This window comes from Mesorhizobium sp. 131-2-1 (genome assembly GCF_016756535.1).
Classification (GTDB): Bacteria; Pseudomonadota; Alphaproteobacteria; order Rhizobiales; family Rhizobiaceae; genus Mesorhizobium.
On sequence record NZ_AP023247.1, the window covers coordinates 5,406,995 to 5,426,335 of the forward strand.

The following is a 19,341-nucleotide window of genomic DNA, read 5'->3' on the forward strand; positions in this document are numbered from 1 at the left end:
GGCTCAGACGGCCGCGTTTAGCGCCGCGTAATAGCCGGCATAGTCCGGCCGCTTCTTCAGCACCGTCTCCAGATATTCCTCGAGCACGACCTTGTCCTGGACCGGATCCTTGACGATCGCGCCGACAAGGCTGGGCGCCAGGCCTTCGGCGCCAAGCTTGCCGCCGTCGAACCATGCCGCCTGGCTGAGGCCGCTGATGACGGTTGCGATCGCTTCAGCGGTGGACAGCGAACCCGACGGCGTCTTCAGCGTCACCTTGCCGTCGGCGGTCGCGCCGGAGCGCAGCTCGCGGAAAATGGTGAGCACGCGGGCGATCTCCTCGCCGACATTCTTCGGCACCGGCAGGTCCAGTCCGCCGGCCATCTCGCCGACGCGCCTGGAGACGATGGAGACTTCTTCCGCCATGTCCTCGGGCAGAGGCAGCACCACGACGTTGAAGCGGCGCTTCAACGCCGAGGAGAGTTCGTTGACACCCTTGTCGCGATTGTTGGCGGTGGCGATGATATTGAAGCCGCGCTGCGCGTAGATCGAGGTGTTCAGCTCCGGCACCGGCATCATCTTTTCCGACAGCACGGTGATCAAGGTGTCCTGCACGTCGGAGCCCATGCGCGTCAGCTCTTCCAGGCGGCAGAGCTTGCCCTCCTGCATGGCGCGGTAGAGCGGGGTCGGCACCAGCGCCTCCTGGCTCGGACCCTTCGCCAGCAGCTGGGCGTAGTTCCAGCCGTAGCGGATCTGGTTCTCGTCGGTGCCGGCGGTGCACTGCACGATCAGCGTCGAGTTTCCCATGATGGCCGCGGCAAGATGCTCCGAGACCCAGGATTTCGCTGTTCCGGGAACGCCGAGCAGCAGCAGCGCACGATCAGTCGCGAGCGTGGCGACCGCGGTTTCCATCAATTGCCGTCGGCCGACATATTTGGGCGTGACAAGCGTGCCGTCGCCCGCCTTGCCGCCCATCAGATAGGTCAGCACGGCCTTGGGCGACAGGCTCCAGCCGGCGGGTTTCTGGCGGTCGTCGCCGCGCGCAAGCGCTTGCAGTTCGGAGGCATAGACCTGCTCGGCCGGGAGGCGGATGGCTGCGTTCATGCGATCTTCTCCGGGTTGATCATCTGTCAGATTGGGAAGGATTTTCGGTCAGTGCCGCGTTGAGCCGCAGCAGGCCGAGCGATGGGGATGCCGGCGGCAGGCCCGCGGCGACGACGTCGCCGATCAGTTTTTCCGCCGTCGCGGGCGTGGCGAGAAAGCCCATGGCCTCGAGATACTGTTCGGCGCTTCGTTTCATGACGTCGTTATCTCCAGCGACTGCGGAGCGCAGCGCCGAAAGCGTCTTGCCCTGTGTCAGGTCGTCCCATTCCAGCCAGCCTGCTTCCGCGCCTTCGACCAGGTTGAGTACGGCCAGATTTTGCGCATCTTTGAGAATCTGCCTGAACAGGAGACGCTTCCTGCCGCTGTCCAAACGCAACATTAGCTGAAGGACGAGAAGCGCCGGTTTGCCGCCTTCGGCGATAAGTATATCCGCCAAACAGGCCACCGCCGCATCGCTGCCGGACACCGAGACCATTAGAACGAGAAAACGATCGGCATTGTCATCGACGCCGAACTGCCATGCGCCGATGAAATCGGGCTCTGTCTTACCGAAATGGGCAGTGAGATCGCCGAAAAAGCAGGATGCGAACAAGTCGGCGCGACGGGCTTGTTGCGCCGGCGACTTGAGTTTTATCGGTGCGTAGGTGGTGCGGCGACGAATGAAGCCGGACTTACCTTCCTCGATGAAAGCGGCGAGCTCGGCTGTCGGATCTTGCGACCCACCATCCGCCGGATTGCCATGCTCCCCCAACCTTGCCAGGAGCCGACCGGCCATTTCGCGCACCTTGCCGGAGCGATCGGCGGACAGGCTCTTCAGGAACGGCACGTCATCGGCACCCAGGCCGAAGCGCAAGAGTTCAATAAGCGCAAGCCTGACCTCGGCGGGCTCGCTTGCCCCTTTTGTCTCGATAAGAGTCCTCGCCAAGGCAGGCATGGTGCGCCTTAGATCGACCAAAGCAGTACGGCGCGCCGCGGGATAGAAATCATCCCAGGTCTCCGCCGTCAGTTGCTCGCGTCGGGACTGCTTTTCGCCATCCGCGCCTGCCTGCCAGTCGACCCAGAGAGCATAGACCTCCGGACTTTCCGGATATGACGCGGCGGGCATCCAATCCATCGGATGCAGCGCGAAGCCGCGGCTGGCGACGAGCGTGGCCACCCGTGTCTTGAGCCTCGCATCGGCTGCATACTTCAGTGCCCCGCGCAGCAACGGCCGCAGCCGCTCGGGGAGCGTCGGCAAAGCCAACACCGGTAGCGGCGGACGGCGTTTCAAGGTTTTCGGCGCTGCCGGCCGAAGCGCGACATCGAGCGCCTGCGCGGCAATCGCCAACAGCCGCCGTTCCTGCTCGTCCGCGTCGGCGCCTGCGGCGATATCCTTCCACTCGACAGGCGCCAGTTCAAAAGCGGGGCCGCCCGAAATCCAGCCGTCGCGCAATCTCGCCAGCCCTGCCTGCTCGAGTTCGTTCATGACAGGTCGAGCCTCCCCATGTTGCTCTGCGACGCAAGAAGCTCGAGCCTGGCGCCGTTCCAGAGCGCCGCCGTGGCCGCGAGGTCGAGACCGAGCAAGGTCTGGTTGACCGAGCCCGCGAGAGGCAGAGCGATGCCATGCGGATCGCCTGCTGCCTGCCACCAGGCGCCGTCCTTCTCGTCCAGCGCGATCACGCCAGCCGGCAGGATCACCGGGCAATCCGAGAGCCATGGCGCGCCATCCTGGAAAGCGGCATAGGCGGCAAGCGGATCGCCGGCAGTCTGCCCGGTGAAGGCCGGCCAAGCGGCGGCTGCCGCATCGCCGAGCCGCTCCGCGACCAGGGCCCGCAGCGGATTGCGCGATGGATAGAATACGAGCCTGGCCTTGAAGCGATCTCCCGGCGCGAAGGCGCCGGACCGCCGCCCGGCCGAAGCCGGGAAGAAATCGAGCAGGACGGCAAATCGCGGCGTCGGGCTCTTCAGATCGAGCAGCCATGTCGCATGGCTGACGAGACCGTCGCGGCGGGTTTCGATCTTTTCGCCGAGTACCTCCCAGTCGCTTTCGACCTGAACGGCATCGGGGTTGGCGAGGGCCTGCTCGCGAGTCTCCGATGTCGACACAAGTCGTTTCAGCTCGGCATCGTCGGGCGTGGCGCGCCAGGCCTTGGCGAGCAGCACCAGCTTGCCCAGCTCGCGGATCGCGGCATCCGGCTTCTCCTCGCCGCGCAGCGCCATCAGCCGTGCCGGCAGCTCGTCGATGCGGCCGGCGAGCGCGGTCGCCTTGAGGTCGACCAGCCTGGCTGCGATCCGCCGGCAGCGCTCGCTGCAGGCGTCGACGAATCCGGCAAGGCCGAGCCGAAGCTGGTCGGCTATCCACTGGTCGAGCTCATCGAGCGCCGCCGAGACGGCGCTGCGCGTGTCCTCTGCGCGCTTGCGCTGTGCCGCCTCGCGGCGTTCGGCGGCCGCGGCGTCCTCGACCGGGGCGCTTTCCTCCGGCCGCGCCGCCTCGTCGATGCTTTTGCCTTCCGCACGTGCTGGTGCTTGTGCCGGCGGCTGCCCCGGCTTGCGGCGCCGGCCAAGCCAGTCGTTGACCCAGTCCGGTGTCTGATCGACGCGATCGAAGCTGGCCGGCGCCGTGGCGCCGATCCACATCAGCCCAAGTATGTGCTTGCACGGGAATTTTCGCGACGGACAGGTGCATTTGTAGCCATGGTCGCCGGTATCGAATGCGACACGATAGGGATTCGATCCCGAGCCCTGGCATTCGCCCCAGATGAGCCCCAGTTGCTCATTTGTCTCGAGCCGTGGCCAGTTCGACCGCTTGGTCAGCTTGGAGGCGGCGCTGAGCGAGGCCTGGTCAGGGGCAAGCGCTTCAATGGTTTTCAGGTCCAGTTGCAAGCCGCGCCTCTCATGATCCCCGAAGCATGATTCCGCGACGATAGATAACCGTTTGCGGCGCGCTGGTGTAGCTCCAGCCGCTGCAAAGTTGATGACTTGTCTAACGTTCCGTTTTCCTGATCCTCTACCCTACGACCATGCTGGGACTGTGGTGGCGGCCTCAAACGACGCCCGCGCCGCGGACGAGGTCGACGAAGCGGCCGAAGATCTCCGTATGGCGGTCGACGTCAGCCTGCGAGGTCGCCGGGCACGTCAGGAACATGGTGTGGAACGGCGTCACCAGTATGCCCTCGTTCATGTAGAAGGCATGCAGCAGCGTTTCGAGATCGCCGCGCCGGCCGGCAATGACGTCGGCGCCGGTTTTCGGCGGCGCGGGCATGAACATGATCTCGGCGCGGGCGCCGATCTGCGTCACATGCCAGGGCAATTTGTTGTCGCTGATGATCCCGCGCGCCGCTTCTGCCAAACGCGAGGCGTTGGCGATCATGACCTCGAAATTGGCCGGGGTGAGCACCTCCTCCAGCACCGCGCGCATGGTGGCGACGGTGAGCGCATTGCCGGCCAGCGTGCCGCCGATGCCGAGATGCGCCGACTGGCGCACGCGCGGATTGACCATCGGCACGATCGCCCACAGCCGCTCGGCGATCTCCCGCGAAACGCCGAAGATACCGGCCGGAATGCCGCCGGCGATCGCCTTTCCCGCCACCAGAATATCCGGCGCCAGCCCGTGCTGAGCGGTATAGCCGCCGGGCCCGCTGGAGATGGTGTGGGTCTCGTCGATGATCAGGACCGTGCCGGTGCGGCGCGTGATCTCGCGCAATGCCTGGTGAAAACCGTCGGCGACCGGGATCATGCCGAAATTGGTCATCAGCGGCTCGGTCAGCACGCAGGCGACATCGCCATGCGAAAGCGCCTCATCGAGCGCGGCAACGTCGTTGAACTCGACCACCCTGGAGACGCTGGAATGGTCGACGCCATTGGGATGGATCATGTTGCGCATGCCGACGCGGCCGTCGCGGATCTCGACATGCGCCTCCTCGACACCGCCATGGTAACAGCCAGAGAACACCAGCACCTTGTCGCGGCCGGTGATCATGCGCGCGATGCGGATGGCGCCGCGATTGGCGTCGGTGGCCGAGGTGGTGAGCGTCCAGTAAGGCAAGCCGAAGCGGCGCGCGAGTTCGGCGCCAACCCAGAGACTGTCCTCGGTCGGCAGCATCATGGTGGCGCCGTTCTGCAATTGGCGAAGCGCGGCGCGGGTCACCGCTTCCGGCGCGTGGCCGCACATGCCGCCGGTATCGCCAAGCGCGAAGTCGACATAGTCGTGGCCGTCGATGTCAATGATGTGGGCGCCGCTGGCCGAGTCGACATAGACGGGGAAGCCGCCGGCCCAGCGCCGCATCCAGTGCGATGGCCCGCCATAGAGGAAGTGCTTCTTGCCCTCTTCCCACGCCGCCGCCGAGCGCGGACGCCTCTCGAGGAAGCGCTGCTGCTCGTGGTCGAGCAGATCGCCGATTGTCGTTGAATGCAAAGCGTTTTTGGCAGCCATCACGAAGCGAAGTCTCCCTTGTGTGCCGTCTGTTGGGCACGAGATGGTTTTCGTCTCGGTTCACTATTTGAACCATCGTTTTGTATGTTATAGACAAACTGAAGACAGGATCGGCCGCCGTCAAGTTATTTCACACGCGAAGTATCTTTGGGAGCGCACAATGAGCACAGTCGGCAAGGCGGTTTCGCTGCTGGAGCTGTTTACGCTCGACGAACCGGAGATCGGCCTGTCAGAACTTGCCCGCAAGGCCGGCCTCGACAAGGCCACCGCCCGGCGGCTGCTGGTGGCGCTGGCCGCGCACCGGCTGATCGAGCAGGAACCGCAGAGCCGCCGCTACCGGCTGGGCGCCGGCCTGTCGCGGCTCGCCCGCATCCGCGACGCGCATTTCCCCTTCGTGCGCGTGGCGGCGCCGGTGCTGCGTGACCTTGCGCTCGAAACCGGCGAGACCGTGCATCTGTCGGAGTTCAGCGCCGGCGCGCTGCTCACCGTGCATGTCGAGCTGTCGGCGAAGGCCAACCGCGTCAATGTCGATGTCGGCCAGATCCTGCCGCTGCATGGCACGGCCTCCGGCATCGCCTTCCTCGCCGCCTCGCGACTGGAGGCGGTCGGCGCCTATCTCGAAAGGCCGTTGCAGGCCTTCACCGCGCATACGATGACGCAGCCGAGCGAGTTGGCAAAGGCAATCGCCCTTGCCGCGGCAAGCGGCTATTCGCGCAGCTCACAGGGCTATGAGGAAGGCGTGCACAGCATCGGCGTCGCGATCCCCGGCGCCGGCGGCCAGCCGATCGGCGCGCTGGCGATCGCCTCTCCCGTCTCGCGCGTCGACGACCAGGTCGCGGCCAGCCAGGGCACGGCGGCGATCAGTGCGGCGCGGCTGATCACGGCGCGGCTGACCGGCGAGACTTAAGTCGCCCCTATCGAGGCCCTCAATGGGGCCTTGCGCCTCGAATGACCTCAGGCACCAGGGTGCCGGAGATCAAATCCTGGCTGCATCACACCTCCCCTCTCGTCTCTACCAACGGGAACGGCACTTTTGAACGTTGTTCATTTTTCTCTTGAACGCCGTTCATAATGTGCTATGGTGCGATCGTGAACATCGTTCATGGAGGAAACGAGGCTGACTGGAATACGGCGCCGCGCTGGAAGTCGCACGGCCACCAGGCCTGGCCAATTGTATCCGGCCTGAAACAGGCGCGCGCCGACCCAAACTAACCCTGAAACGAAAGGACCATATCGATGATCGCCGACAGCCATGCCCGCAACTGTTCAAGCGCACGCACGACCCGGAGACCAATCGCCGACAGCAGATACGAGGCGCCAAGAACAAGAAGCAAATGGATTGGAATCAACCGCAGTAACGAAGTTTAACCGGCTCACGCTAAAACGGGGCTCAAACCGCGCAAGCGACCGCTGATCGATCCGCTTGGATTGCTCGATGTCCTTGCCCAATGGAACTAGCCATGAACACCCATCTGATGATGTCGCGGCGCTTCGCGCCTCTTTTCTGGACGCAGTTCCTCTCCGCATTCAACGACAATTTCCTGAAGAACACGCTGGTGTTCCTGATCCTTTTCACGCTGGCGGCTGACCGGGCGGAGTCCCTGGTGACGCTGGCTGGCGCCATCTTCATGGCCCCCTTCCTGCTTTTGTCCGCGCTTGGCGGCGAGATCGCCGACCGCTTCGACAAGGCTTTCGTGGCGCGTAGGCTGAAGTTCGTCGAGATCGGCGCGGCCCTGCTCGCCGTGGTCGGCATCGCGCTCTCGTCCATTCCGGTGCTGCTCACGGCGCTGTTCCTGTTCGGCGTCATTTCGGCGCTGTTCGGCCCGATCAAATACGGCATCCTGCCGGATCACCTCGAGCGCAAGGAACTGCCGCGCGCCAACGCCTGGATCGAGTCGGCCACCTTCGCCGCCATCCTCGGCGGCACGATCGTCGGCGGCGTCGTCTCGGCCGACGGCATCGGCGTCGTCGTGTTCGGCCCGATGATGATGATCCTGGCGATCGGCTGCTGGATCGTCAGCCGCTACATCCCGGCAACCGGCTCGGCGGCGCCGAATCTCGTGATCGACAGGAACATCTTGCGCTCCACCTGGCGTCTGGTCAGCGAGCTGCGCACGAACCAGCGCATCTGGCGCGCGGCGCTGATGGCGTCGTGGTTCTGGCTGGTCGGAGCCATCGTCCTTTCCATCCTGCCCCCTCTGGTCAAGAATTCGCTCGGCGGCACAGAGATCGCCGTGACCGCCTATCTAGCCGTCTTCGCGGTTGCCGTCGCCGTCGGCTCGGCCATCGCGGCATGGATGTCGCAAGGGCGCATGGTGCTGTTGCCAGCACCGGTCGGCACGGCGCTGATGGCCGTGTTCGGGCTGGACCTCGCCTGGAGCGTGTGGGGCCTGCATAGCTCGGTCCAGGCCCAGACGCTCAGCGCCTTCTTTGCCGGCCAGAACACCATCCGCGTCGCCATCGATCTCGCCGGCCTGGCGATTGCCGGCGCCTTCCTCGTGGTGCCAACCTTCGCGGCCGTGCAGGCCTGGGCGCCGGAGGATCGCCGGGCCCGCGTCGTTGCCGCGGTCAACGTCGTCAGTGCCGGCTTCATGACCGTCGGCGGCGGCCTCGTCGCCGCCATCCAGGGCGCCGGCGTCTCCATCGCCGGCGTGCTGGCCGGCCTTGCCGTGGTCAATGCCGTAGCCGCCTGGCTGATGCTGAGATACCTGCCGACGAATGCTTTCCGCGATTTCGTCTCCATCCTGTTCCGCGCCTTCCATCATCTGGAAGTCGAGGGGCTGGAGAACCTCAAGGCCGCCGGTCCGGCGCCGATCCTGGCGCTCAACCATGTCAGCTTCCTCGACGGTCCGCTGGCCCTGACGCTGACCGACGAGGAACCGGTCTTCGCCATCGATTACACGATCGCCCAGGCCTGGTGGATGAAGCCGTTCATGAAGCTCGCCCGGGCGCTGCCGCTCAATCCGGCCAAGCCGATGTCGACCCGGACGCTGATCAAGATCGTGCAGGGCGGCGATCCGCTGGTCATCTTCCCCGAAGGCCGTATCACTGTCACCGGAGGCCTGATGAAGGTCTATGACGGCGCCGCCATGGTGGCCGACAAGACCGGCTCGATGGTGGTGCCGGTGCGCATCGACGGGCTGGAGAAGAGCTACTTCTCGCGGCTGACGTCCCAGCACGTGCGTCGCCGCCTGTTCCCGAAGGTCAAGGTGACCATCCTGGAGCCGGTGAAGCTCGCGGTTCCGCAGGAGCTCAAGGGCCGCAAGCGCCGTGCCGCGGCGGGCGCCGCCCTCTATCAAGTCATGTCGGATCTCGTCTTCCGCACCGAGGACATCGACAAGACCGTGCTTGAAAAGATCATCCAGACCGCGAACGAGCGCGGCATGGGAGAGCTCGCCGTGCAGGATCCGGTTACCGGCTCGCTCAGCTACGGCAAGCTGCTGACGGCCGCCGCTGTCCTCGGCGAGACGTTCGAGCACCTCTATGCCGGCCAGCAGACGATTGGCATCATGCTGCCCAACGCCAACGGCGCCTGCGCGACGCTGCTCGGCGTCATGTCGGCCGGCAAGGTGCCGGCGATGCTCAACTTCACCGCGGGCGCGGCGAACATCCTCTCCGCCTGCAAGGCCGCCGAGGTGCGCACGGTACTCACGTCCCGCGCGTTTGTGGAACAGGCCAAGCTCGGCGCGGTGGTCGAGGAAATCGGCCGCTCGGTGGAGATCGTCTGGCTCGACGATCTGCGGGCCGGCATCGGCCTCAAGGACAAGCTGCTCGGCCTGCTGCGCAAGAGCACGCCGCGCGTCGCCCGCAAGCCCGACGATGCGGCGGTGATCCTGTTCACCTCCGGTTCCGAAGGCACGCCCAAGGGCGTGGTGCTCACCCACCGCAACATCCTGGCCAATGCCGCCCAGGCCGCCTCGCGCATCGACTTCCACTCGGGCGACAAGGTGTTCAACGTCCTGCCGATCTTCCATTCCTTCGGCATGACGGCGGGCATGGTGCTGCCGCTGATCTCGGGCGTGCCGGTCTACTTCTACCCCTCGCCGCTGCATTATCGCATCGTGCCGGAACTGGTCTACGCGTCGAACGCGACGATCATCTTCGGCACCGATACGTTCCTGTCGGGCTATGCGCGCACGGCGCATCCTTACGACTTCCGCTCGGTGCGCTACTGCTTTGCCGGCGCGGAGCCGGTCAAGGCCGCGACGCGCATGACCTATATGGAGAAGTTCGGCCTGCGCATCCTCGAAGGCTACGGCGTGACCGAGGCAGCGCCGGTGATCTCCATCAACACGCCGATGTACAACAGGTCCGGCAGCGTCGGCAAAATCATGCCGGGCATGGAGTATCGCCTGGATCCGGTGCCTGGCGTCGACGATGGCGGACGGCTCTTCGTACGCGGGCCCAATGTCATGTCGGGCTATCTGCGGGCCGAGAAGCCGGGCGTGCTCGAGCCGCTGGAAGACGGCTGGCATGACACCGGCGACGTCGTCACCGTCGACGAGGCGGGCTTCATCACCATCCGCGGCCGCGCCAAGCGCTTCGCCAAGATCGGCGGCGAGATGATCTCGCTGGCTGCCGTCGAGGCCCTTGCCGGCGAACTGTGGAAGGGATCGCTGTCGGCCGTCGCCACCGTGCCGGATGCCCGCAAGGGCGAGAAGCTGATCCTCATCACCGAGGCCGCCAACGCCACACGCGCCGAATTCCTGGCCTTCGCCAAGGCCAACAGCGCCATGGATCTGATGGTGCCGGCCGAGGTGCGCGTCGTGCCGAAGGTGCCGGTGCTCGGTTCCGGCAAGCTCGACTTCGCTGGCGTGACGAAAATGGTGCGCGGCGAGGAAGAGCTCAAGGTCAAGGCGGCCTGACGCGGATACGCGAACGGGCCGGCGCAAAACGCCGGCCCGCCAAGGCTTCCGCCAGCGACCCAGGCCGCGCCGCTTTTCGCTAAGCAGCGTGAGCTCGGCCGTCCCGACATTGCATTTCTTTCATTTGCGCGAGTCGACGGGCAAGGCGTCGCGCTTCGGACTAGCTTGCCCCTCCGCGCCTGAAGATTTTCTGCAGCACCAGCTTCAGCCTCTTGAATTCGTAGCGGCGCCGCAATTTGGCCAGGGCCGCCCGGTGAGCGGCGTCGATTTCGGGCAGCGAGTCCTGCGCCGTCGCCTGGGGCAGCGCGAGCAGCGCGTCGGCGTGGAGGTCGGCGAAAGGCTGCGGGTCGTAGGTGGCGAACGGCGTCGGCGGATCGCTGAGCACGGTCGGATTGCTGTTGATCTCGAACACCGTGAGCTTGCCGTCCGTCAGCGTGTAGTCGACGCGCCCGTACTGCATGCGGGCCTTTTCGAAGACCTGCATCAACTGCCCGGCATGCGGGTTCTCGGCGATGTAGGCCCTGATCTCGTCGACATGCGCCGGCAGGAGCTCCTGGTTCGAATTCTTGACGAACCACGATTTCGACATCGCAATATGCTGGGCGTAGGTCTTATCGCCGACCCGATAGGCGGCGAATTTCCGGTAGTATCCATCCGGCCATGGCGTGCCGGTCATCTCCACCACGATCGGCCGGGCCAGCCTGCGACCGTCCGGCCGGGCGAGTGCCGCGTCCAGCGCCGGCCGGTCGCGCAAAAGCGGCGGCTCCTCATAGAGCGCGCCCACCTCGTCGCGGATGAAGACGGGATAGCGGACCGTGTCATTGAGCTGGTCCGGCCTGAATGCGCGGAAATAATTGCCACCATCGTCGCGCAGCACGCGCAGCAGATCGAAGCGCTGCAGGCTGGCGGTCGGGTGGTTGAGCTGCGTCAAGCCCGTCTGCCGCGCCAGCTCGGCGCTCAGGTCGGCTGCCCGCTTCAGCTCCTCGGCGCTCAGCCGGTCCATGTCCGACCAGATCACCACACCAGCGCGGACGCCGCGCAGCAATCCGGCATCCTCATAGCGAACCAGTCGGAACGATGCTTGCAGATCTGTGCGGTGATAGAGAAGCACAACCGCATGGGTATAGGCGTGCTTTCTATGCGTAACGTAGAATATCAAGTGATCGCGTCCCCCAATCCGCAGAATTGCAAACGGCGGTCTTGTTGACTAGCAAAAAGCTGCGACGCGCCCTATAGCGCGGGGGCAAGCCGGGTGGCCGAGAGATGAACGTCGAGAGCAATGCGCTTCCAATCCGGAAGTTGGACGCGGACGACATGCCGCTGCTGATGGAGCTTGAAGCTGCGGCCTGGGCCGGCCCGCTGCAGGCCAGCGAGGCGACCATCCGCCGCCGGCTGGCGCTTGGCCACACCATGCTGGGGGCGATCGACGGTGACCTGCTTGCCGGCACGCTCTGCTTCACCGAAACCAGCCAGGACCCGCTGGTGCGGGCCGACTTTCCCGCGGATTTCGATGCCTTTGCGTCGCTGCCGCGCAGCGAGCCGGTGCACTCGCTGTATGCCTACAATCTCTGCGTCCGCCCCAGCCACCGTGGTGGCAACACGGCGATCCGGCTGCTGAAGGAAATGGAGCGCCATGGCCGCCGCCTCGGCGCCCGCTGGCTGATCGGCGACGGCCGCTGCTCGGCCTATGCCGGTTCATCCGGCGACGACGACGACCAGGTCAGGGCCGACCCGCAGTTTCGCGCCACCATCGACCGCTGGAACGAGACCGGCATACGCCCGCCGCTGGAAGAGATCATCCGCGATCCGCTGCTGCGTCTGCACTACCGGGTCTACGACTGCGAATTCCTCTACGTGATGCCGGATTTCTTCCCGCAGGACGCCGCGTCCGGTGGTTTCCGGGTCATCTCGGCCAAGGATCTCAGGAAATGATATGCGAGCCGGCCGCGGCATGACGGCTCCGTTCTTCGACCCATTCGCGCTAGGCGACGACCCGTTCGCGCATTTTGCCCGGATGCGCGCTTCGGGCGGCATCGCGCGCGGCGCGGCGCCCTATCCAGAGCTTGCCGACGCGCATTACGTCTTCAGCCATGAGCTGGTGTCTCGCGTTCTGAAACATCCCGCCCTGCTGCAGGCGCCGCCCGGCAGGTATGAGGAGGTCCGCCGCAAGCTTGTCGATCAGGCGCCGATGGCGCTGCTCAGCCGATCGGTGCTGCTCGCCGATCCGCCGCAGCATGGCGAGCTGCGCCGGCCGGTCGCGGGCTTCCTCTCCAGATCCAGCACCGAGACGCTGACAGAGGGCCTGCGAACGCTGAGCCGCGAGCTGGTCGAGGGGGCGCTGGCGGACGGCCGCATCGACGCCGTCGCCGGGCTCGCCGTGCCGGTCTCCTTCTGGCTGCTGCAGGAAATCCTCGGCACCGAGATCGAGGATCCGTGGGCGTTGAAATCGGTGACCCGTCGCATGGCCGGCGCGTTCGACCTGCGAAAGGACCAGCCGTCGCCAGCCAGCGCCGAGGCCTATGGCGAATGCCGGGCCTTTGTCGAGGAGCGGCTGGCGCAACAAGCCTTCCGGCCGGGCGGAATGGTCGCCCGCATGGTGCGGGAAGTCGCCGAAGGCCGCTGGTCGCGCGAAGACATGGTGGCCAATGTCGTGTTCATACTGTTTGCCGGACAGGAGACCGTCGTCGACGCTTTCGGCAACGCCATGGTCGCGCTGCACCACTTTCCAGAACAGCGCGCCCTGATCGAGCGCCGGGTCGTCGACTGGAGCAGCGCCGCCGCCGAACTGCTGCGCTATGGCGCCTCCGTGCAATACGCGGTTGCGCGCATTGCGGCCGAAGACATCGAGCTCGGCAACGTCGGGATCGCGAACGGCGAGGCGGTGGTAGCGGTGCTGGGCAGCGGCAACCGCGACGATGCGGTCTTCGCGGACGGTGACCGGCTGGACCTGACGCGCTCGCCGGCCTTGTCGTTGACCTTCGGCACCGGCCTGCATGTCTGCCTCGGCCAGCATGTCGCCCGCATCGAGATCGCGGCGATGCTCGAGGCGCTGTTCACCCGTGCCCCCGGCTGGCGGCTTGATGCCGCCGGCGCCAGGCGCCGCCCGTCGCTGTCGTTCCACGGGATGAGCACCGCGCCGCTTATCCTCGCTTAGAAGGATCACGCGCCAGGCAACCTCAGTCAAGCCGTTGGAAAAGCGGCCGCGTCTGGTCGAGGATCGCCGGATCGAGCGACCTGACTATCTCCGCGACCTTGGCCCGCAGGACCTCGATCGCCGCATCGTCGAGCGGATCGAGAATGTCATTCTGATCCCTCGTCGCGATATACTCATCCAGGGAGGGCGCCTCGCTCGCCGGCGTGAAGCCTCCTCCGCGGGCATGCTTATTCAACAATTCCTGCCGCGACTTCACCGCATAGTGGCGAATCCAGCCGACTTTCCATTCCATCGGCATGGCGGCCGGATGCCTGTCGAGGGTCATGCCGTCGACCAGCGTCCTGCGCTGCCCGATCGGGAAGCCATGCGGATGTGCCATGAACTCCTTCGGGTTCCGCACCGCCTTCGGCAGGCATGACGCCACGCGCGCAAACGCCTTCTTCCAGCGCGCCGTCGAGGCATCATGCCTGCCGCGTCTCGGAAACCGCACGGTGACGAGCTCGTCGTCATAGGCCTCTCTGCCGTCGCTGCCGAAGTTCGCCCAGCGGAAGGCGACGCTGCGCACGCCGCGCCGGCTGAGCAGCGAGCGGACCAGCTCGGCTCCGCTCCAGGGCGGTCCGTCGAGCGGCTCGAGAAATTCGTCGGCGTCCAGGAAGCCGAGATAGCGATAGCCCTGGAGCAGCGCCCGCCAATAGAGGTGCGAATAGGCCCGCCGCTGCGGCTGCTGCGGATCGTGCCGCCAATCGACCAGCTGGATCCAGCCGGCGTCGCGCAACGCCGAAAGCACCGCCGTCTGCGGCCCGGCGACGCAATTGTCGGCGATCATCAGATCGAAACCATGCAGCTTGTGCCACGCGGTCCACTCGATCACATAGGGCTGCTCCAGCTTCATGATCGCACAGATCACGGGCCTGTCGACGGAAAGTGGAAATCTCATCGCAACTCTTTCATTGCGCTATTTGCCGGAGTTCGACCTGCCGAAACGCGATGGCATCGCCATAGAAGGCCGCGAGCTGCTCGGCGGACGCCGTCCAGTCGCCGATGTCCAACTGATGGAAGCGGTAGCGTGCGTCGCCAGGCGGAAGCAGGTCGACATCCGGCCTGATTGCAGGGTCGAAGATGCCGGCCACCGGCATGTGGATGGTGCGCGCCGACGACAGCCAGCAGGCCAGCCAGGAAAAGCTGCCGACCGACGCGACGAGATGGCTTGCCCGGCGCAGCGTCTCGAAATCGGTCAATGGCGATGCCTTCGGCGCGAAGGCGGCATCGGGAAAGCGCTGGCGCAGGCGCCGGCAATAGTCGTTGTCGTCATGGACCTGCCCGACGAAGACCGGCTTGCGGCCGCTGTCCCGGATGAGGGTGTCATAGAAGGCGAACGGCATCGGGCAGTAGTTTCGGTGGGAGCCGTCGAGGATATCGCCGGCGCGCACATGGATGACGAGGAATTCGTCGCCATAGGTCGGCGCCTCGACCGCACGCCCGTCGAAAAACCTGGAGACCTCCGCCCGGTCGTAATAGCCCAACCTCTGCGCGAAGCCCTTGAACAGGATGCTCCGCGCGCGTTTCTCGCTGAACGCGGCAGCGATCGCGTCGAGGTCGTAGCGATGATAGCCTTCGACGCGAAGCGCCCGGTATCGCCACAGGAGAGGCGGCCGCAGCCTGGCGATGGACCATTCCGGCAGGTGGGCGTTGCAGACATAGCCGCCGGGAATGCGCCTGGCCAGCACATGGCTGAACATGTACTGGAACATCCTGTTTCCCATGCCGCCAAGCGGCCGCATGACGATCGGTACACGCCGCATCGAACCCTCATGAGGCCGGCACCGGATCGAGCCCGTCGACCGCGACCCGGCATTGTTCGCCGGAATAATCGCGTGAGGATCGTCCGATACGCAAGCCGTGCCTGTTGTCGCGTATCGGGGCCTGGTGCAGCCTAGGGATATTTCTGAACCGCGATCGCGTCCCGGGGATCGCTCTCCAGGTTCTTCGGCAGCGGCAGGCTCGAGCAGTTCAGGTGCACCTCGCGGGCGAACAGCTTTCGCTGCTTCTGCTCGTGCTCCTTGATGGCCGCGACGAGCCCCATACTGTAGGGGCCGAGCAGGACGCTGAAGCCCCAGCCGGGGTGCTCCTTTTCGCGAGCGACGTAGTTCGAGGCATCCATGCGGGCCTTCTGGCATTCCGGCGACGCCCATTTCGGGTCCTGCTGCGAAAGCGACGTTTCATAGTCGACCGGAGAAGTCACGCACCCGGCCAAAGTCGCCGCCAGCGCGACAAGCACTACAATTCTCATCCACAAGCCTTTCCTAAAGCATCGCGGAGAAACCACAGAACGCTTGCTTCGACAAGCCATCGGGTCGGACAAGGCAGCGGGAAACAGGGTCATCGTCGTCGATCGCCCGGCTCAGAACTTGCGGCTGAGATAAGGCGGGCCGGCAAGGCCAAAGCGCCATCGTGACCGGGCTCGGCGCTCATTGCCGGCAGGCACGCCTCGGACGCGCCTTCAAGCGGTGTCGGCTGAAGATTGCGCTTCGTATGCATGACTGTTCTTGTCAGATGTAACATTCGAAGGCAGTGATATATTGCCCGCTTGGGCTGACGTTTCTTGAACGGGGGGTCATGGCATGCAGGCAATACCGATATCCCATCCAGGAGACCGGCCCGCCGTCGAGCCGGTATCCTCCCCGGCCGGATCCTTCCCGACTTCATCCTTGACCGGCTATCCGGCCGCCGTGCTCTGCTGGCTGCTTTCGGCCGGCGTCTACATCGCGGCCAAATGGGTGGCCCCGGAAATGCCGCCCTGGGGCCTCTGCTTCTGGCGGCTTACGCTCGCCTGCGCCATCCTTGTGCCGATCGTGCATCGCCATCACGGCGCGATGATAGCGCTGCTCAAATCCCGCGCCGTCGAGATCGTCGCCGTCGGCGCGATCGGCCTGACGCTCTGCCAGGGCATGATCTACCACGGCCTCAACGACACCGACGCCACCACGGCCGGCATCATCATGGCGCTGTCGCCGGTGATGACGATGGTGCTCGCCCGTTTCGTGCTCGGCGAGCCGCTCGGGCTCTGGAAGTCGCTCGGCGCGCTGGCGGCGCTTGCCGGGATGATGGTCATCGTCGCGCACGGCAACCTGACGGCGCTGCTTCAGCTCCGGTTCAATCCCGGCGAATTGTGGATCGTCGGCAGCGCGTTCTGCTGGGGGCTCTACACTGTGCTGCTGCGCCGTTCCAAATTCGGCCTCGAGCTGCTGCCGCTGGTCGTGCTGCTGCTCGGCGCCGGCGCGCTGGTCGCCCTGCCCTTCCATCTGTGGGAACTGTTCAACGACGAACGCTCGGCCATGACCTTCAACGGCCTGCTGGCGCTCGCCTATCTGGCGGGTCCGGGCGGCGCCCTGATGTATTATCTCTACAACCGAAGCGTGGAAACGCTCGGCGCCAGCCGTGCGAGCATGCTGCTCTACCTGCAGACGGTGTTCGTGGCGATACTGGCCTATCTGCTGCTCGGCGAGAGCCTGCATGACTACGACCTGGTCGGTGCTGCCTTCATCGTCGCCGGCATCGTGCTCGCCACCGTGGTGAAGCCAATTCCGGGAAAAGCCTGAAGCGGTTTTCCGACCGGAATCGTGCGGAACACATGGCCGAGCCCCCGGGTTGTGCAGGATTTCACCTGAGCAGCGGGGAGTGGCCGTTCAGGACATTCGGTTGGTGCAAACCGGACATCATGAAACCTTCTGATTTGTAAGCCGTTGTCGGCTGATGTCAGAAGTTCACGCGAGGCCGAAGCCGGCCGACGACGCCAAACGTCGGCCCCGGAAGCCACGCCCGGACAAACAGGGCGAAAAGAAGCCACGCCCAAAGGCGTCGGGCGAGGAAGAAGCCTTGGCTGCCAAGGCCGCGCCCGAGGTCAACGGCGAGGCCGCGCCGCCGCCGGAGGCGGTCGAGCCCGATCCGGGGCTGACGCCCGAAGAGGCCGAGCAGGCGCGCAGGAAATACCTGCTGACGCGCTTCTGGATCAGTGCCCGCGGCTATTGGAGCCGGCGCGGCGACAGGCTCGCCTGGCCGTTCACGATCGGGCTGTTGATCCTGATCTGCATCAATGTCGGCGTCCAGTACGGCATCAATGTCTGGAACCGCTCGATCTTCGACGCCCTCGAGCAGCGCGACGCCCACACCGTCTATCTGCTCAGCGCCGTGTTCCTGCCGCTCGTGTTCGCCAACGGAAGCCTGGTCGTCGCGCAGGTCTACCTGCGCATGACGATCCAGCGCCGGTGGCGTTCCTGGCTGACCACGGCGGTCATCTCGCGCTGGCTGGCCAACGGCCGCTACTATCAGCTCAACCTCGTCAGCGGCGACCACCAGAACCCCGAGGCCCGCATGACCGAGGATCTGCGCATCGCCACCGATTCGCCGGTCGATTTCATCTCAGGCGTCCTGGTGGCATTTCTGGCCGCCTCGACCTTCATCGTCGTGCTGTGGACGATCGGCGGCGCGCTCACCTTGCCGATCGGCGGCGAGACCATCACCATTCCCGGCTTCCTGGTCATCGCCGCTGTCATCTATGCCGCGATCACCTCGACCTCGATGGTGGTCATCGGCCGCAACTTCGTCCAGCTCTCCGAGCGGAAGAACCAGGCGGAGGCCGAACTGCGCTACACGCTGACGCGGGTGCGCGAGAACGGCGAGAGCATTGCGCTGCTCGGCGGCGAGGACGAGGAGCGCAGCGGCATCGACAAGAATTTCGGCCATGTGCTGAAGCAATGGGCGCTGCTGACCGGCCAGCACATGCGCACCGCGCTGGTGTCGCAGGGGTCGAGCCTGTTTGCGCCGGTGGTGCCGATCCTGCTGTGCGCGCCGAAATTCCTCGAAGGCAACATGTCGCTTGGCGAGGTGATGCAGGCGGCGTCCGCCTTCGGCATCGTGCAAGGCGCGTTCGGCTGGCTGGTCGACAACTACCCGCGTCTTGCCGACTGGAACGCCTGCGCGCGCCGCGTCGCCTCGCTGATGATGTCGCTCGACGGGCTGGAGCGCGCCGAACAGAGCGACACCTTCGGCCGCATCCAGCGCGGCGAGACCGGAGACGGCGCCATGCTCAGCCTCGACAATCTCTCGGTGACGCTCGACGACGGCACCTCCGTGGTCAAGGAGACCGAGGTCGCGATCGAGCCGGGCGAGCGGGTGTTGGTGGCCGGCGAATCCGGCTCGGGCAAGTCGACGCTGGTGCGCGCCGTCGCCGGCCTCTGGCCATGGGGCGGCGGCAGCGTCAATTTCCACGCCGACAGGCGGCTGTTCATGCTGCCGCAGCGCCCCTACATCCCCTTCGGCACGCTGCGCCGCGCCGTCGCCTATCCCGCTCCCGCAGACAACTGGACGATCGAGGAGATCAACGCCGCCCTCGACAAGGTCGGCCTCGCCTATCTCACCGCCAGGATCGAGGAAGATGCGCCGTGGGACCAGACGCTGTCGGGCGGCGAAAAGCAGCGCCTCGCCTTCGCGCGCCTGCTGCTGCACACGCCCGATATCATCGTGCTGGACGAGGCGACGTCGGCGCTCGACGAGAAGAGCCAGGACAGGATGATGCAGACCATCATCCACGAACTGCCGAAGATCACCATCATCAGCGTGGCGCACCGCGCCGAGCTGGAAGCTTTTCATAGCCGCAAGATCACCCTGGAGCGCCGCAAGGGCGGCGCGAAACTGGTCAGTGACATCGAGCTCGTCCCGCGCAAGGGCAAACGGAGCCTGGTGGCACGGGCGCTGTGGGGGAGTGGCACGCGGGGCGGGACGGTTGGGTGACCGGATGGCCACCTTGACGTCGCCCGACGCCCCAGTCT

General features: G+C 65.6%; 14 protein-coding genes. 6 read left to right on the forward strand and 8 right to left on the reverse strand.

The features are described 5' to 3' along the window. Positions 1-3: 3 nt before the first annotated feature. The 4 genes from JG743_RS26300 to JG743_RS26315 form a co-directional block, all read right to left on the reverse strand. Positions 4-1,083, reverse strand: coding sequence for an ATP-binding protein (locus JG743_RS26300; protein ID WP_202294200.1), 1,080 nt, complete (start codon positions 1,081-1,083; stop codon positions 4-6). A gap of 19 nt (positions 1,084-1,102) precedes the next feature. Continuing rightward, complete coding sequence (locus JG743_RS26305) at positions 1,103-2,548, reverse strand: DUF5691 domain-containing protein (protein WP_202294203.1); 1,446 nt, start codon at positions 2,546-2,548, stop codon at positions 1,103-1,105. Further along, entirely contained in the window at positions 2,545-3,945 is a 1,401-nt protein-coding gene (locus tag JG743_RS26310) for an SWIM zinc finger family protein (protein WP_202294206.1), read from the reverse strand. Before JG743_RS26310 ends, JG743_RS26305 begins: the two co-directional genes overlap by 4 nt. A gap of 160 nt (positions 3,946-4,105) precedes the next feature. Then, positions 4,106-5,494, reverse strand: coding sequence for a transaminase (locus tag JG743_RS26315; RefSeq protein WP_202294209.1), 1,389 nt, complete (start codon positions 5,492-5,494; stop codon positions 4,106-4,108). A 160-nt stretch (positions 5,495-5,654) separates the two neighbouring features. Here JG743_RS26315 and JG743_RS26320 point away from each other — a divergent pair, with 160 nt between their 5' ends. Continuing rightward, on the forward strand, positions 5,655-6,401 hold the full coding sequence (locus JG743_RS26320) for an IclR family transcriptional regulator (RefSeq protein ID WP_202294212.1): 747 nt from the start codon (positions 5,655-5,657) through the stop codon (positions 6,399-6,401). A 553-nt stretch (positions 6,402-6,954) separates the two neighbouring features. After that, complete coding sequence (locus tag JG743_RS26325) at positions 6,955-10,359, forward strand: acyl-[ACP]--phospholipid O-acyltransferase (protein WP_202294215.1); 3,405 nt, start codon at positions 6,955-6,957, stop codon at positions 10,357-10,359. Positions 10,360-10,519: 160 nt separating this feature from the next. Here JG743_RS26325 and JG743_RS26330 read toward each other — a convergent pair whose 3' ends face one another. Beyond that, positions 10,520-11,518, reverse strand: a complete 999-nt coding sequence (locus JG743_RS26330) for a hypothetical protein (protein WP_202294218.1) — start codon at positions 11,516-11,518, stop codon at positions 10,520-10,522. Between the two features lie 155 nt (positions 11,519-11,673). Between JG743_RS26330 and JG743_RS26335 the strand changes: the two genes are divergently transcribed. Then, positions 11,674-12,291 carry a hypothetical protein gene (locus JG743_RS26335; RefSeq protein WP_202294222.1) on the forward strand — a complete coding sequence of 206 codons (618 nt, stop codon included), beginning with the start codon at positions 11,674-11,676 and terminating at the stop codon, positions 12,289-12,291. A 1-nt stretch (position 12,292) separates the two neighbouring features. Next, on the forward strand, positions 12,293-13,513 hold the full coding sequence (locus tag JG743_RS26340; protein ID WP_202294225.1) for a cytochrome P450: 1,221 nt from the start codon (positions 12,293-12,295) through the stop codon (positions 13,511-13,513). A gap of 22 nt (positions 13,514-13,535) precedes the next feature. Here the strand turns inward: JG743_RS26340 and JG743_RS26345 are convergent, their stop codons facing one another. From JG743_RS26345 to JG743_RS26355, 3 genes are all read right to left on the reverse strand, one after another. After that, complete coding sequence (locus tag JG743_RS26345; protein ID WP_202294228.1) at positions 13,536-14,450, reverse strand: hypothetical protein; 915 nt, start codon at positions 14,448-14,450, stop codon at positions 13,536-13,538. A 10-nt stretch (positions 14,451-14,460) separates the two neighbouring features. Beyond that, the gene (locus JG743_RS26350) at positions 14,461-15,315 is read right to left on the reverse strand and encodes an alpha-1,2-fucosyltransferase (protein WP_202294230.1); all 855 of its coding nucleotides are present in this window, start codon (positions 15,313-15,315) and stop codon (positions 14,461-14,463) included. A gap of 131 nt (positions 15,316-15,446) precedes the next feature. After that, positions 15,447-15,803 carry a hypothetical protein gene (locus JG743_RS26355; protein ID WP_202294233.1) on the reverse strand — a complete coding sequence of 119 codons (357 nt, stop codon included), beginning with the start codon at positions 15,801-15,803 and terminating at the stop codon, positions 15,447-15,449. 331 nt (positions 15,804-16,134) lie between these two features. Here JG743_RS26355 and JG743_RS26360 point away from each other — a divergent pair, with 331 nt between their 5' ends. Further along, the gene (locus JG743_RS26360) at positions 16,135-17,112 is read left to right on the forward strand and encodes a DMT family transporter (RefSeq protein ID WP_202294236.1); all 978 of its coding nucleotides are present in this window, start codon (positions 16,135-16,137) and stop codon (positions 17,110-17,112) included. A gap of 154 nt (positions 17,113-17,266) precedes the next feature. Next, a complete protein-coding gene (locus tag JG743_RS26365; RefSeq protein WP_202294239.1) occupies positions 17,267-19,303 on the forward strand; it encodes an ABC transporter ATP-binding protein/permease in 2,037 nt (678 codons plus the stop codon). Positions 19,304-19,341: the final 38 nt, after the last annotated feature.

Coding starts and splice junctions, on each gene's coding strand:
- JG743_RS26335 (WP_202294222.1), top strand. CDS start 11,674: ATGCCGCTGCTGATGGAGCTTGAAGCTGCGGCCTGGGCCGGCCCGCTG.
- JG743_RS26355 (WP_202294233.1), bottom strand. CDS start 15,803: ATGAGAATTGTAGTGCTTGTCGCGCTGGCGGCGACTTTGGCCGGGTGC.
- JG743_RS26300 (WP_202294200.1), bottom strand. CDS start 1,083: ATGAACGCAGCCATCCGCCTCCCGGCCGAGCAGGTCTATGCCTCCGAA.
- JG743_RS26325 (WP_202294215.1), top strand. CDS start 6,955: ATGAACACCCATCTGATGATGTCGCGGCGCTTCGCGCCTCTTTTCTGG.
- JG743_RS26320 (WP_202294212.1), top strand. CDS start 5,655: ATGAGCACAGTCGGCAAGGCGGTTTCGCTGCTGGAGCTGTTTACGCTC.
- JG743_RS26315 (WP_202294209.1), bottom strand. CDS start 5,494: ATGGCTGCCAAAAACGCTTTGCATTCAACGACAATCGGCGATCTGCTC.
- JG743_RS26345 (WP_202294228.1), bottom strand. CDS start 14,450: ATGAGATTTCCACTTTCCGTCGACAGGCCCGTGATCTGTGCGATCATG.
- JG743_RS26360 (WP_202294236.1), top strand. CDS start 16,135: ATGCAGGCAATACCGATATCCCATCCAGGAGACCGGCCCGCCGTCGAG.
- JG743_RS26350 (WP_202294230.1), bottom strand. CDS start 15,315: ATGCGGCGTGTACCGATCGTCATGCGGCCGCTTGGCGGCATGGGAAAC.
- JG743_RS26340 (WP_202294225.1), top strand. CDS start 12,293: ATGCGAGCCGGCCGCGGCATGACGGCTCCGTTCTTCGACCCATTCGCG.
- JG743_RS26365 (WP_202294239.1), top strand. CDS start 17,267: ATGTCAGAAGTTCACGCGAGGCCGAAGCCGGCCGACGACGCCAAACGT.
- JG743_RS26305 (WP_202294203.1), bottom strand. CDS start 2,548: ATGAACGAACTCGAGCAGGCAGGGCTGGCGAGATTGCGCGACGGCTGG.